This is a genomic window from Nocardia flavorosea, from assembly GCF_015477805.1.
GTDB classification, from domain to species: domain Bacteria; phylum Actinomycetota; class Actinomycetes; order Mycobacteriales; family Mycobacteriaceae; genus Nocardia; species Nocardia flavorosea_A.
In genome coordinates, this window is record NZ_JADLQL010000001.1 from 241,229 (window position 1) to 254,668 (window position 13,440).

Genomic DNA, 13,440 nt, shown 5'->3' on the forward strand with positions numbered 1-13,440 from the left:
GGAGGGCAGTGAGGCCGGCCGCATAGCGGGCGGGCCGGCCCCGCATGGTGCCGAACCGGTCCGCCCGGACAGTGGATGGATCAGGCGTCGAACCCGGGGAGACGGTCCACGGGATCGACGATCGAGAAATGCGAGGCGTCACCGGTGCGGATACGGCTGGGCTCGTTGTCCACCGAGACCGGGATATCGCCGGCCAGCGTCACCCGGTGCACGCTGCGCTTGTGATCGCCGTAATCGGCGATTCCGTAGTGCTGGGTGGCGCGGTTGTCCCAGATCACCAGATCACCCGGGGTCCAGGCCCAGCGCAGGGTGTTCTCGAGGCGGACGATGCGGTCCTGCAGCAGCTGGAACAGCGCCGCCGATTCCGAGGTTTTCAAGCCCACGAAGTTCTTGACGAAATGGCCCAGCAGCAGTGACTTCTCGCCGGTTTCCGGATGAATCCGCACCCGGTGGAGGACCCGTTGTGCGCCTGGCCACCAGCCCATGACAGGCGCATTCCATCACCTCGGCGGCGACTGGTACTGGTTCTGTATGAACAGCCGAAGCAAGGCAGTCATAGTGCCCGACCACCCCATCGGAGCAGAACGCTGAGCGATGGCGCCCGCCCATTTCCTGCCCCGGAAATCGGAGTATCTCCAAGGCCGGCGAACCCCAATTCATGGGCTGCCCGATGGTGTGCCGTTGGAGAACGTGGCCGCGGCGGCGGGACTCGGTGCCGCCCGGCTGCCCACCGTGACTCACTCTCCTATTCGCTCGCCGGATACGGGATGGAAGAGGTGGATGGTCGCCTCCGGCCGCAGCGTCATCGTCGCGGCCTCCGCGAGTTTCGCCGGTGATCTGCTTGCTGCACGGGCCACAAAGGTCACCGGCGTTGCGTTCGGCCCGGGGTTCGATCCGTCGGTATCGCGTGCGTAGATATACGATTCGCTGCCCAACTCCTCGACCAGCTCGATGACGACAGCGAAACCGGTCCCATCGCGGCGCAATTCGAGCTGCTCCGGGCGAATCCCCACAGTAACCGTCTCCAGCCCGGACTCGGCAAGCCGGCTCATGGCGGCGCGGGGCAACTCGAGGGTGGTGGCCCCGATCTCGACTCCGCCGGTGGTGAGGGGCGCGGTGAACAGATTCATCGCGGGGGAACCGATGAAGCCGGCGACGAAGGCGTTCGCGGGGCGGTCGTACAGTTCGGTCGGTGAGCTGAACTGCTGGAGCCGGCCGGATTTCAGGACCGCGACCCGATCGCCCATCGTCATGGCCTCGACCTGATCATGGGTGACATAGACCGTGGTCGTGCCGAGGCGGCGTTGTAGCGCGGCGATCTGAGTGCGGGTCTGGACCCGGAGTTTCGCATCCAGGTTGCTGAGTGGTTCGTCCATGCAGAACACGCGCGGTTCGCGGACGATGGCCCGGCCCATCGCGACGCGTTGCCGTTGCCCGCCGGACAGTTTGCCCGGTTTGCGGTCGAGGTATTCGGTGAGGTCGAGGAGTTTCGCGGCCTCGGCGACCCGGCGTTTGCGTTCCTCGTGTGGTACGCCGCGCATCTTGAGCGCGAATCCCATGTTCTCGCCGACCGTTTTGTTCGGATACAGCGCGTAGTTCTGGAACACCATCGCGATATCCCGGTCCTTCGGCGCGACACCGACCATATCCTCGTTGTCGATCGTGATGGTGCCGCCGTCGATTTCCTCCAGACCGGCGAGCATGCGCAGGGCGGTGCTCTTTCCAGACCCGGAAGGGCCCACCAGGACCACGAACTCCCCGTCGTCGATATCGAGGTTCAGCGAATCCACCGCGAGCTGGTCGGCTCCCTGGTAGACGCATGACGCGTTCTTGTACGAGATCTCGGCCATAACGGTTACTCCTGATTCTGCACGAGGCGGAGGCTATTTGATGGCGCCGAACGACAGGCCGCGCACGAGTTTGTTCTGCGCGATCCACCCGGCCAAGACCACGGGCAGCGCGGTCAGCACCGCCGCCGCCGAGAGTTGCGCCCAGTACAGGCCCTGACCGGTGATGAAACCGACCAAGAACACCGGAACGGTCTGCGCCTGAACGGCTGTCAGGTTCACCGCGAAGAAGAATTCGTTCCAGGAGAAGATGATGCAGATCAGTGCCGTCGCGGCGATTCCGGGGGAGACCAGCGGAAGGATCACCTCCCGGACCGAGGTCCACAGACCGGCACCGTCCATACTCGCGGCCTCGAGTAGTTCACCGGGGACTTCGAGAAAGAACGAACGCATCATCCACACCGCGATCGGCAGATTCATCGCCGTGTAGAGGATCACCAGCGTCCAGACATTGTCGAGCATTCCGATATCGCCGACAATCACGTACAGCGGAATGATCGCCGCCACCACCGGCAGCATTTTGGTGCTGATGAAGAAGAACAGCGCGTCCCGGGTCTTTCGAACCGGTCGTAAGGACAGGGCGAAGGCCGCCGGGATTCCGAGCAGCAACACCAGAAGTGTCGAGATACCGGTCGCGAAAACGGAATTCAGCAGGGTCGTACCGATACCGCTGTCCAGTACATCGCGGAATTGCTGCAGTGTCGGTGCGAAGAACAGTTTCGGTGGATCGGTATAGGCGTCGCCTTCTTCTTTGAAGGCGGTGAGCACCATCCACAGGATCGGAAAGAAGAAACCGAGCGCGATCACCCAGGACAGAACCGCCCATACCGAATCGCGACCCCGGTGCCGGGTGGGCCGTACAGGTGTCGTCGCGGTGTCGTCGACGCGTGCGGTAGCAGCGGTACTCATCAGGCCGCCTCCTCGTTCCCGGTGAAACTTTTGAAGATCAGGCGCAGTGCCAGCGTCGAGACGAGGATGGTGGCGACCACGGTGACTACGCCCATGGCGGCCGCCTGCCCGATATCGAATCCGAGGAACGCGCGCTGGTAGATGTAGTAGGGCAGGTTGGCACTGGCCACACCCGGCCCGCCGGAGGTCATCATGTACACGGCGTCGAAGGTGTTGACCAGGTAGATCGCGCCGAGGACGGCGCCCAGTTCGATGAAGCGGCGCAGATGCGGCAGGGTCAGCTCGCGGAAGATCGCGAATGCGCCGGCGCCGTCGACCCGGGCTGCCTCGACGATATCGCGGGGCATGGACTGCAGTCCGGCGAGGATGAGCAGCATCATGAACGGTGTCCACTGCCACACCAGATTCGCCATTACCGACGGGAGCGGGAATCGGCTGATCCAGTCGATTTCGCCGACGCCGAACGGCTGCAGAACGAAATTGACCAGGCCGAATACGGGGTCGAGCATCGTCGTTTTCCAGATCAGCGCGGCGGCGACCGGGGTGACCAGGAACGGGGTGATCAGTAGCGTCCGCACCATTCCACGGCCGAAGAACTTCCGGTCCAGCAGCAGAGCCAGCAGCAGCCCCAGGATCACGGAGACGATGACGGTACCGGCGATCATGAGCACCGTATTCAGTGCGACGGTGCGGAATTGGCTGTCGGAGAAGACATCCACATAGTTGTCGAGACCGTTGAACTGCTGTGATCCGGGACGTACCAGGTTCCACGACTGTGTCGAGTAGTAGAGCGTCACCAGGAACGGAATCTGGGTGACGACGATCATGAAGATCAGTGCGGGCAGCAGCGGACCGCGCCGCCGCCAGCCCTGCGCGCGGGAGATGGTCCGGCGCCCCGCCGGGGGTGGTGCTTTTTCCGGGCCGGGGCCGGCCGGGGGAGCCTGTGCTGTGGTGGTGCTCGACATGGCTACTGCGCCTCCCGATAGGTCTCGCCGACGACCTCGGCGTACTGCTGCGCCTGTTCCAGCGCGTCGCGGACGCTGATCCGCCCCGCGATCGCGGCGCTGATCTGCTGACTGACCCGGGTCCCGAGATCCTGGAATTCGGGAATCGTCAGAAACTGCACACCTGTATAGGGAACCGGCTCGACCGTCGGGTTCTCGGGATCGGCCTGCTCCATCGCGGCCAGGGTCGGCGGGCCGTAGGCGGCGGCTGCCTGTTCGTACTCCGGAATCTCATAGGTGGACAACCGGCTGCCCGGTGGTACCCGGTCCCAGCCGAGTTCGTTGCCGACCATCTCGAGATAGTCTTTATCGGTCATCCAGGAGACGAACTTCCATGCGGCCTCGGGCTGGTCGCTGGTGGTGGGAATGCCCAGCGACCACGAATACAGCCAGCCGTTGCCGGATTTCTTCGCGGCTGGAGCGGGGGCGTAGCCGATCTTGCCGACGACCCGGCTCGAGGCGGGGTCCTCGAGGACCGATACCGCGGCGGTCGAGTCGTACCACATGGCCGTGCGGCCCTGAGCGAGCTGTGTCGCGCATTCGCTGAACCCGCTCGTCGCCGCGCCCGACTGGCCGTGGTCGCGGACCAGATCGACGTAGAACTGCACCGCCCGCTCGGTTTCCGGGCTGGTCAGCTGCGCATTCCAGTTCTCGTCGTACCAGCGTCCGCCGAAAGCGTTGATCACCGTGTTCAAGGGGGCGAGCAATTCACCCCAGCCGGGTTTGCCGCGCAGGCAGATACCGGAGGTATCGCCGGGTTCGTCCAGAGCGGCGGCGTATCCGGCCACCTGCTCCCAGGTGGGTTCGGCCGGCATATCCAGTCCGGCCTGTTCGAACAGGTCCTTGCGATACATGAGGAACGAGGATTCGCCGTAGAACGGGACCGAGTACATACTGCCCTCGTAGGACAGCGATCGGCGTAGCGAGGGAATGAAATCTTCTTCGTCGTAGCCGGGTGTCCGGTCGGCGTACTCCGAGAGGTCGGTGAGCCAGCCGTTTTCCGCCCACTGCGGGGTTTCGTAGTTGCTGATCATCACCACATCGAATTCGCCGCCACCGGTGGCGACGGATGCGGTGATCTTGGCCCGGGCCTCGTTTTCCGACAGCGAAACGAATTTCAGGTCGATACCGGGGTTTTCGCGCTCGAACCTGTCGGACAGCGAGATGGCGTCCTGCATCTGCGAGTTCGAGATGATCGCGATGGTCACGGCATCGGCGCCGCCGCCGACGAACGAGCCGGCGCCTGCGCAACCGGACAGGGTCAGCGTCGTGGCGGCCGCGATCGTGGCGGCGAGATATTTCGAGCGAATCCTCATCGGGGCGCTGCCTCCTTGTGTTCGACCAGCCACCGTGCGGTATCGATATCGGTGACCACGATGTCGGCCAGACTCCCGTGGAGCGCACCGAGAATCGCCTCGTGCTTGGAATCGCCCCCGGAAACCAGCACCGCGGCCGGGCAATTACGTACCGCATCGAGCGGAACCGATACCGTTCGTGCGGTGAGTGAACTGTCGATATCGGCGCCGTCGCGGGTGTAGAACCGCCCGCCCATCTCGCCGACGGCTCCCAGCCTGCGTAGTTCGTCCAGCAGTGCGGTATCGAGATAACTGCCCTCGAACAGGGTTGTCGCGGTCGATACCGGTCCGATTCCGAAAATCATCACATCGGCCCTGCGGCCGACCTCGAGCGCCCGGCTCATCAGTGAATCGTTGTGCAGTGCGGTGACCGTCGCCGCGTCGGCGTAGAGCGGTGCGTGCAGTCGCACCGGCTCGGCCTGCAACAGCTGCGCGCAGGTGCCGAGCGTGAAATCGACGCCGGTTTGATAATCCGTGGTGGTCATCGAGCCGTCCAGTTGGACGACGGTGGCGCAGCGTGCCGACCGTGGTTTGAGTGCCTGTGCCACCGCGACGGTTTCCGGCCCCCAGGTGAATCCGAGGGTGTCCTGTTCGCGCAGCCGGCGGGCGAGCACACCGACCGCTGCCCGCCCCAGGGCGTAGTACCCGGCCGGTGATCCATCGGGTATCGCATTGGTGACGACGGCTTCGGTGAGGCCGAAGATCTGCTCGAGCTCGCGTTCGAGTTCGGTGTGCACGGTGGCGCTGAGCTCGTCCGGGACGCTGATCTCGATACGGATGAGTCCCTGCGCGCGAGCCCGGGCGATGAGCCGGCCGGCCGTGGGCCGCGAGACCCCGAGTTTCGCGGCGATCTCGGCCTGGGTCGCCCCTTCGAGGTGGTACAGGGTGGCCGCGCGCAGTGCCAGCCGGACATCGTCGGAAGCGAGCGGGCGGGGTGGCTCGGTGGTCACGGGCACTCCTCGGTGAGCGGGCCGGTCGGTGGCCGGATCCCGGGGGACGGGCCGAATCGGGCGGTATCCGGGCGGAGCCGTGAGCCGATACGTCCGTGAGCAGATGATCAGACCATGAACGGTTGCTCAGACAAGGTAGCATTCCGGTTGTGACGTACACAACAGAAATCCGCCGGAGGGGTTGACAGGTGGGGGCCGAAAACCCGGGAAGGAATGCAATGCACGCACAATCCGTGCTGTCCGGACCGGTGCGGTTGTGCGCCGCGGCGATTGAGCAACTCGCCGAGGTCGTCTCCGTGCCGTCCTACGACCGAGCCGGTATAGAGACCGGCATCGTGCACTTCGGTGTCGGCGGGTTCCATCGGGCCCATCAGGCGATGTACCTGGATCGGCTGCTCGAACGCGGCGAGGCCCGCGAATGGGGGATATGCGGGGTCGGGGTGCTGCCGTCCGATCGGCGGATGCGCGATGTCATGCGCGAGCAGGACTGCCTGTACACGCTGTCGGTCACCCATCCCGACGGGACCTGGGAAACCCGGGTTGTCGGTTCGATCGTGGAATATCTGTACGCGCCCGACGACGCCGAGGCCGTACTCGCGAAACTCGCCGACGAACGCACCCGGATCGTATCGCTGACGATCACCGAGGGCGGCTACAACTTCTCGGCGGCAACCGGCGAATTCGATGCGCACGATCCGGCGGTCGTCGCCGATCTCGCGCCGGCGGCCGTCCCGGCGACCACCTTCGGGCTCGTGGTCGAAGGGCTGGCCCGGCGCCGGGCGCGCGGAATCGCACCGTTCACGGTCATGTCCTGCGACAATATCGAGGGCAACGGGCAGATCGCTCGGCGCGTATTCTCCGCGTTCGCCCGGTTGCGTGATCCGAGTTTGGCGGAGTGGATCGAGCGAAACGGGGCGTTCCCGGATTCCATGGTCGACCGGATCACCCCGGCCGCGACCGCCGCGACGGCAGCCGAAGTGGCGCGGCGCTACGGGATCGACGACCGATGGCCGGTGGTGACCGAACCCTTCACCCAATGGGTGCTGGAAGACGAATTCCCCCTGGGCCGGCCCGGCTACGAGAAAGTGGGCGTCCAGCCCGTCGCCGATGTCGCGCCGTACGAGCTGATGAAACTACGCCTGCTCAACGCGAGCCATCAGGCGCTGGGGTATCTCGGCTACCTCAGCGGATACCGGCTGGTCCACGAGGCGGCCCGGGATTCGGTGTTCCAGCGATTCCTGTTGCGGTACATGGATTCCGAGGCGACACCGACGTTGCGTCCGGTGCCCGGGGTCGACCTGGACGTGTACAAGCGCACCCTGATCGAACGGTTCGCCAACCCCGCCATCGGCGACACCATCGCTCGCCTGTGCGCCGAATCGTCGGACCGCATCCCGAAATGGCTGCTGCCGGTGGTGCGCAGCCGGTTACGCGATGGTGGGGATATCACTTGCGCGGCGGCGGTGGTCGCCGGCTGGGCTCGGTATGCCGAGGGCGTGGACGAGCAGGGTGAGCCGATCGATATCGTCGATCCGCTGCGGGAACGTCTGTGCGCGCTGGCCCGGGAGCAGCGCACGCAACCCACGGCATTCCTCACCGAACGTGGCGTATTCGGTGATCTCGTCGACCAGCCGGCCTTCGTAGAGGCATACCTGGCCGCATTGCGGTCGCTGCACGAGAACGGCGCGCATGCGACTGTCGCGGCGTCAGCCGAGCAGTGGTGAACCGTCGGTGAGATCGCGGACGGCCGCGTACCGTTCCCGGATATGCGGGTTCGGTTCCGCCTCGTGAACGGTGGCGGCCGGGCGCGGCCACGGTGGCGGGTCGGTCGCGCCCGACAACGCCCAGGCCGCTTGGCGGGCGGCGCCGTCGGCGACATACTCGCCGGGGTCGGGTACCGCCACCGGCATCCCGAAAATCGCCGGGGCGAGTTCGCGCACGGCCCGCGAACGCGCGCCGCCACCCACCAGCAGTACCCGGTCCGTACGCACACCCTGCGCGCGCAGCCGATCGATACCGTCGGCGAGCCCGCACAGCAACCCTTCGAACGCGGCTCGCGCGAAATGTCCAGGTGTTGCATTGGTCAGGCGTAATCCGTGTACTGCGCCGGTGGCCGCGGGCCGGTCGGGTGTGCGCTCCCCGCTGAGATACGGGACGAGTACCAGGCCGTCGCTCGTACTGTTCAGGGCCAGCTCGGCGAGACGTTCGTGATCGACACCGAGCAGCCCGGCCACCGCGTCCAGGACCGGTGCACCGTTGAGGGTGCACAGCAGCGGGAGTTGCCTTCCGGTGGCGTCGGCGAACGCGGCCACCGCTCCCGACGCGTCGCCGACGACGGTCGTACTGACCGCCGACACGACGCCCGATGTCCCGAGCGAGACGATCACCTCACCGTCGCGGGCATCCAATGCGAGGGCGGCAGCGGCATTGTCTCCGGTTCCCGGCCCCAGTGCCGCGCCGGGCGCGATTTTCTCGACGACGCCGGTGATCTCGTTCGGTGCGGCGACCCGGGGCAGCACCGGACGCCGGGTGCCGAAGGCGAGTTCGAGTAGATCGGGCCGGTACCGGCCTGTGGTTGTCGCGTAGTAGCCGGTACCGCTCGCGTCGCTGCGATCAGTGATGATCGAATCGATGCTTCCGGCGCCGGTCAGCTGCCAGCTCAGCCAATCGTGTGGCAGGCAGATGCCCGCCGTCCGATCCGCCGCCGCGGGCTCGTTATCGGCGAACCAGCGCAGTTTCGCCACCGTGATGGCGGCCAGCGGCACGACACCGACCGCATCGGCCCAGGCGCGGGCACCCCCGAGTTCGGCGACGAGTTGTTGCGCCGCCGCCGCCGACCGGGTGTCGTTCCACAGCAGGGCGGGCCGGACGCAGCTGCCGTCCTCGGTGAGGGACACCATGCCATGCTGCTGGGCAGCGACCGAGAGGGCATCTATATCGGCGAGCCCACCGGCCGCGGCCGCCGCCCGTTCGAAGGCGGACCACCAGTGCGCAGGGTCGATTTCGGTCCCCGCGGGATGGGCTGCGCGACCTTGCCGCAGCAACGCGCCGGACTCGGCATCGCGGACAACGACCTTGCACGACTGCGTGGACGAATCGACACCGGCGACGAGTGGCATGCAATCGAGCGTAGGGCCGCCTGTGATCTCGCGTCGCCGATATCGGCAGGGATACCCGTCATGCTCGATCGTTTGTGTGCAGAACCGGACGGCCGCGGTACCTCGTCCGGATTCGACGTTCCGCTGACGGCTATGGGTGAGACTGTGACGAGAACCGGCGCACTGGCGTCGTGGCGCGTGAGCGGCAGGGCGGTCGCCGAGGGGTCGGTACCGGGACCGAGCCGGCGGCAACGCGCCCGGCTCGAGATGTCGGGCCTCGGTGGATTCGGTGGGCACCGTGAGATCGATCGCCGGGGCCGACAGGGCATCGGATCGGCCACCGGCCCGGGCGTGCGGCGTGGGCAGTTCCGGAAGAACTCGGCGAAACCGTTAATGCCGAATGGTGTGCGGGGTCACACTGGGGAGGTGGACATGGACGACCTGGGTCTGTTCGCGGAGGCCGATGTGGTGGTCGGCGAGCAGTTGTCACTGGAACGCCGGGCGGCCGGTCTCACCTGCCTGGAGCTCGACAATGCCGCGTTCCTGCTGCCGGGTACGACCATGCACGCCGAACGGGGTGGAAAACTGTCACGCCGGTCGCTGGAGGCGATCGCCTTGGTGCTCGGGTTCGACCCGGGGGACTTCTCGCAAGCATGCGAGCGCGAGATTCGACGCCGGTCGAGTTGAGTCCGGGCAGGGCGGGCCGGCGGGGCCCGGCACCGGAGCTGTTCAGTGTTGCGGGCTCAATCCTGTGATTGCGAGGCGGAACAGGCGGTGTGCGCGGCCGGTGGGGTCGGGCAGGGTTTCGGTGGCCAGGGTGATGCCGATGATGAGTGTGATCAAATCGGTGATGGTGGCGTCCGCGACGACCGCTCCGTCGCGGACCGCGCGATGGAGCAGCGGGTCGCCGGCCTCGTGGATCGTTGCCGCGCAGGAGTTCTCCTGTAACGAATCGGGTTCGAGGTCGTAGGACAGCGCGGCCGCCAGGCCCCGGGCCTCGACGCAGTACGTCACGACGTCGCCGAGCCATTCCAGGAGTGCCGCACGGCTGTCGGCGGCGCCGGTCAGTTCTGCGGCGCGTATACGCAGGACCTCGACGCGTTCGTGGGAGACCGCTTCCAGTAGGGCGCGGCGGGTGGGGAAGTGGCGGCGCACAGTGGCCGAGCCGACGCCGGCGGTGCGGGCGATCTGCTCCAGTGAGGCCGCGGATCCATGGGCGGCGACCTCCGCCTCGGCGACCGCGAGGATGCGCGCGTAGTTACGCCGGGCGTCGGCGCGTTGCTGATCCGGCATTGCTTTTCCTCTCGGGGATTGCTAAGTGGCGGGGCCCGCCGTATTCTATCGGAAGCTAAACGGCGGGCCCCGCCATTTAGTGTTTCGTTGCGATGGAGGAGAACTCATGTCTGTAGAAACCGCGCCCGTCCTGGTAGCCGGTGCCACCGGCAAACAGGGTGGCGCCACCGCCCGTGCACTGCTCGCGGCCGGTATTCCCGTCCGCGCTCTGGTTCGTGATCCGGCCGCCGATCGGGCGCGTGCGGTCGCCGCGCTGGGGGCCGAACTGGTCCCGGGCGATATGCGTGACCGGGAATCGATAACCCGGGCCGCGGCAGGTGCCCGCTCGGTCTTCTCGATACAGCAGGCGCCGCTGACGGCATCCGGTTTCGATTTCGCCGCGGAATTCGACCAGGCCGTCAATCTGCTGGAGGGTGCGCGGGCCGCCGGGGTATCGCAGTTCGTGCACACGTCGGCCTCCGGTGTCGGTCGGCATACCGACATCCCCGGCTGGGCCGAAGGCCGCTGGGCAGCGGCCGCGCCGTCACTGAACACCAAACACGCCATCGAAGAGCGGGTTCGCGCCGCCGGTTTCGCTCGCTGGACCATTGTCAAACCGGCCTTCTTCATGGAGAACTTCCTCCCCGAAATGGCTTTCCTCTTCCCCCGCGGAATCTCCGGTGGGTTGGTGAGTGTGCTGAAACCGGACACCCGGCTGTCGCTGGCCGCGGTGGCCGATATCGGGCGGGCGGCCGCCGCGGCCGTCGCCGAACCGGAACGATTCGACCGGGTGGAACTGGAACTGGCTAGCGACTACCTGTCGATGACCGAAATCGCCGAGGTCCTCTCGAAAGCTCTCGGTACGCCGCTGACCGCGCCGGATATGACCGAGGAGCAGGCAATGGCCGCCGGGATGCCCCCGATGGGTGCCTCCCATGCGTTCATGAACGTCGAAAGCCAGCCTGCTCGACCGGAATATGCGCGCGCACTGGGGATTGGGCTCACCGGCTTCGGGAGCTGGGCGGATCAGCATATGCGCAGCTCGTAAACCTCCAGCGGCAGCGGTGGCTTCCATGCCGGACCGCCCTTCGCGCCCGAAGTATCGGTACGGGGATTGACAGTCCGGTCCCTCGCCGATAATGTCGATCGCCTCATGGGTACTTTGTTGTTCTTCCTGTAATCACGCCCCCGGACGCGTCGAACGCCACTCCGTAAACGAGTGAGCCTCCGCGTTTCTTCACCCACTACGCCTTCCGGTACCGGCCGGTCCATCCCGCGTGTGGGTTCCCGTGATCACGGCCGTGTGCCGAGAACAGGAGAACATATGCTCACCGCTGCTCAACTCACCCTCTCCGAAATCACCAAACGCTACGGCGATCACACGGTTCTGGACCGTGTCTCGCTGTCGATCCGGCCCGGCGAAACCGTCGGGATCGTCGGCGACAACGGGACCGGTAAATCGACACTGCTGCGGCTGCTCGCCGGGCAGGAACAGCCGGACAACGGCGAGATCTGCGTTTCGGCGCCCGGCGGGACCGGATACCTACCGCAAACACTCGCGCTGCCTGGCACCGCGACTGTCGCCGACGCGATCGACCTGGCACTGGCCGATATCCGCGAACTGGAAATGCGTGTGCGCAGTGCAGAAGCGGAACTGGGCGGTGAAGGGCCGCTGGAGCCGGCGCTGGACCGCTATGCGGAATTGCTGGCGCGGTTCGAAGCGCGCGGCGGATACCAGGCCGACCAGCGCGTGGATACCGCGCTGGCCGGGCTCGGGCTTCCGGGCCTGGCACGGGATCGCTTGCTCGCCACCCTGTCCGGCGGGCAGCGATCCCGGCTCGCGCTGGCGGCCACCCTGGCGGCCGCGCCGGAACTGCTACTGCTCGACGAACCCACCAACGATCTCGATGATGCGGCGGTGGGCTGGCTCGAACGGTACCTTCGCGGCCACCGCGGCACCATCGTCGCGGTGACGCACGACCGGGTTTTCCTCGAACACATTACGAATGTGGTGCTCGAGGTCGCAGATGGGCAGATCGCCCGGTTCGGCGACGGATACGACGGTTACCTGCGAGCCAGAGCGGCGCAACGGCGGCGGATGGCGGAAGAACACCAGCGATGGAAGGAGGAACTGGCCCGTAATCGCCGCCTGGCGGAGTCGAATGTGGCGCGGCTGGACGCCATTCCGCGCAAACTCCCGCTGGCGGTGTTCGCGGCGGGGCCGTTCCGGGCGCGCGGGCGCGACCACGGTGCCCGCGGACGGATTCGCAATGCGAAGGAACGCCTCGAGCGGCTCGCCGGCAACCCGGTCGCCCCGCCGCCGGACCCGTTGCATTTCACCCCGGATCTCGACGGCCACGGGCGGGTTCCGGCCGGACCGGTAGCCGAGATGACCGGCGTTCGGGTGTGCGGCCGGCTCGAGGTCGGCGAGATATCTCTCGCCGCCGGTGCGCGGCTGCTGATCACCGGCCCCAACGGTGCCGGGAAGACCACGCTGCTGCGATTGCTCGCCGGGGAACTGGAACCCGGCAGTGGTTCGGTGCGGGTGACCGGCCGCGTGGGCTTTCTACGACAAGAGGAGGTTCCCTGGCCCATGGAGATGACAGTGCTGCAGGCGTTCGCCCACGGCCGCCCGTGGCATCCGCAGGAGCACGCCGACGACCTGTTGCGGCTGGGGTTGTTCCGGCCGCAGGACCTGGGTCTGCGCGTCGGCGACCTCTCCTATGGGCAGCGCCGGCGGATCGAGCTGGCGCGTCTGGTGAGTGACCCGGTCGATCTGCTGCTGCTCGACGAACCGACCAACCACCTGTCCCCGGCGCTGGTGGAAGAACTGGAGGAAGCACTCACCGGCTATCGGGGCGCATTGGTGATGGTCACTCACGACCGCCGGATACGCGAGCGCTTCCAGGGGACCCGCCTCGAGATCCGGGACGGGGTGTGCGGGGATGTCGCGGCTCGCGAGGCTCGGATAGCCCGGATCGCATGAGCCGGCGGTGCTCGATCGG

The 13,440-nt window shown here is 66.6% G+C and carries 11 protein-coding genes and 1 pseudogene; 4 read left to right on the forward strand and 8 right to left on the reverse strand.

Annotation, left to right across the window (positions count from 1 at the left end; all coding sequences use genetic code 11):
• Positions 1–80 precede the first annotated feature (80 nt).
• The 6 genes and pseudogenes from IU448_RS01135 to IU448_RS01160 form a co-directional block, all read right to left on the reverse strand.
• A pseudogene (locus IU448_RS01135) lies at positions 81–446 on the reverse strand (TauD/TfdA dioxygenase family protein); the annotation flags it as partial.
• 291 nt (positions 447–737) lie between these two features.
• On the reverse strand, positions 738–1,850 hold the full coding sequence (locus IU448_RS01140) for an ABC transporter ATP-binding protein (protein WP_195053628.1): 1,113 nt from the start codon (positions 1,848–1,850) through the stop codon (positions 738–740).
• A 33-nt stretch (positions 1,851–1,883) separates the two neighbouring features.
• A complete protein-coding gene (locus tag IU448_RS01145; RefSeq protein ID WP_195053629.1) occupies positions 1,884–2,756 on the reverse strand; it encodes a carbohydrate ABC transporter permease in 873 nt (290 codons plus the stop codon).
• Positions 2,756–3,721, reverse strand: coding sequence for a carbohydrate ABC transporter permease (locus IU448_RS01150; protein ID WP_195053630.1), 966 nt, complete (start codon positions 3,719–3,721; stop codon positions 2,756–2,758). The genes IU448_RS01145 and IU448_RS01150 overlap by 1 nt, the downstream gene beginning before the upstream one ends.
• Before the next feature lie 2 nt (positions 3,722–3,723).
• On the reverse strand, positions 3,724–5,076 hold the full coding sequence (locus IU448_RS01155) for an ABC transporter substrate-binding protein (RefSeq protein WP_195053631.1): 1,353 nt from the start codon (positions 5,074–5,076) through the stop codon (positions 3,724–3,726).
• A complete protein-coding gene (locus IU448_RS01160) occupies positions 5,073–6,065 on the reverse strand; it encodes a sugar-binding transcriptional regulator (protein ID WP_324188476.1) in 993 nt (330 codons plus the stop codon). Before IU448_RS01160 ends, IU448_RS01155 begins: the two co-directional genes overlap by 4 nt.
• Before the next feature lie 248 nt (positions 6,066–6,313).
• Here IU448_RS01160 and IU448_RS01165 point away from each other — a divergent pair, with 248 nt between their 5' ends.
• The gene (locus tag IU448_RS01165) at positions 6,314–7,789 is read left to right on the forward strand and encodes a mannitol dehydrogenase family protein (RefSeq protein ID WP_195054952.1); all 1,476 of its coding nucleotides are present in this window, start codon (positions 6,314–6,316) and stop codon (positions 7,787–7,789) included.
• On the opposite strand, the gene IU448_RS01170 is transcribed toward IU448_RS01165, so the two are convergent.
• Positions 7,772–9,184 (reverse strand): xylulokinase, encoded by a 1,413-nt coding sequence (locus tag IU448_RS01170; RefSeq protein ID WP_195053633.1) that lies wholly within the window; start codon positions 9,182–9,184, stop codon positions 7,772–7,774. The genes IU448_RS01165 and IU448_RS01170 overlap by 18 nt on opposite strands.
• Before the next feature lie 405 nt (positions 9,185–9,589).
• Here IU448_RS01170 and IU448_RS01175 point away from each other — a divergent pair, with 405 nt between their 5' ends.
• Positions 9,590–9,850: a hypothetical protein gene (locus IU448_RS01175; protein WP_195053634.1), complete on the forward strand. Its 261-nt coding sequence runs from the start codon at positions 9,590–9,592 to the stop codon at positions 9,848–9,850.
• Positions 9,851–9,892: 42 nt separating this feature from the next.
• On the opposite strand, the gene IU448_RS01180 is transcribed toward IU448_RS01175, so the two are convergent.
• The gene (locus IU448_RS01180; RefSeq protein ID WP_195053635.1) at positions 9,893–10,456 is read right to left on the reverse strand and encodes a TetR/AcrR family transcriptional regulator; all 564 of its coding nucleotides are present in this window, start codon (positions 10,454–10,456) and stop codon (positions 9,893–9,895) included.
• A 106-nt stretch (positions 10,457–10,562) separates the two neighbouring features.
• Between IU448_RS01180 and IU448_RS01185 the strand changes: the two genes are divergently transcribed.
• Positions 10,563–11,483: an NmrA family NAD(P)-binding protein gene (locus tag IU448_RS01185; RefSeq protein WP_195053636.1), complete on the forward strand. Its 921-nt coding sequence runs from the start codon at positions 10,563–10,565 to the stop codon at positions 11,481–11,483.
• 276 nt (positions 11,484–11,759) lie between these two features.
• The gene (locus IU448_RS01190; RefSeq protein ID WP_195053637.1) at positions 11,760–13,421 is read left to right on the forward strand and encodes a TlrC/CarA/OleB/SrmB family ABC-F type ribosomal protection protein; all 1,662 of its coding nucleotides are present in this window, start codon (positions 11,760–11,762) and stop codon (positions 13,419–13,421) included.
• Positions 13,422–13,440: the final 19 nt, after the last annotated feature.

Coding starts and splice junctions, on each gene's coding strand:
- IU448_RS01140 (WP_195053628.1), bottom strand. CDS start 1,850: ATGGCCGAGATCTCGTACAAGAACGCGTCATGCGTCTACCAGGGAGCC.
- IU448_RS01145 (WP_195053629.1), bottom strand. CDS start 2,756: ATGAGTACCGCTGCTACCGCACGCGTCGACGACACCGCGACGACACCT.
- IU448_RS01150 (WP_195053630.1), bottom strand. CDS start 3,721: ATGTCGAGCACCACCACAGCACAGGCTCCCCCGGCCGGCCCCGGCCCG.
- IU448_RS01155 (WP_195053631.1), bottom strand. CDS start 5,076: ATGAGGATTCGCTCGAAATATCTCGCCGCCACGATCGCGGCCGCCACG.
- IU448_RS01170 (WP_195053633.1), bottom strand. CDS start 9,184: ATGCCACTCGTCGCCGGTGTCGATTCGTCCACGCAGTCGTGCAAGGTC.
- IU448_RS01180 (WP_195053635.1), bottom strand. CDS start 10,456: ATGCCGGATCAGCAACGCGCCGACGCCCGGCGTAACTACGCGCGCATC.
- IU448_RS01185 (WP_195053636.1), top strand. CDS start 10,563: ATGTCTGTAGAAACCGCGCCCGTCCTGGTAGCCGGTGCCACCGGCAAA.
- IU448_RS01190 (WP_195053637.1), top strand. CDS start 11,760: ATGCTCACCGCTGCTCAACTCACCCTCTCCGAAATCACCAAACGCTAC.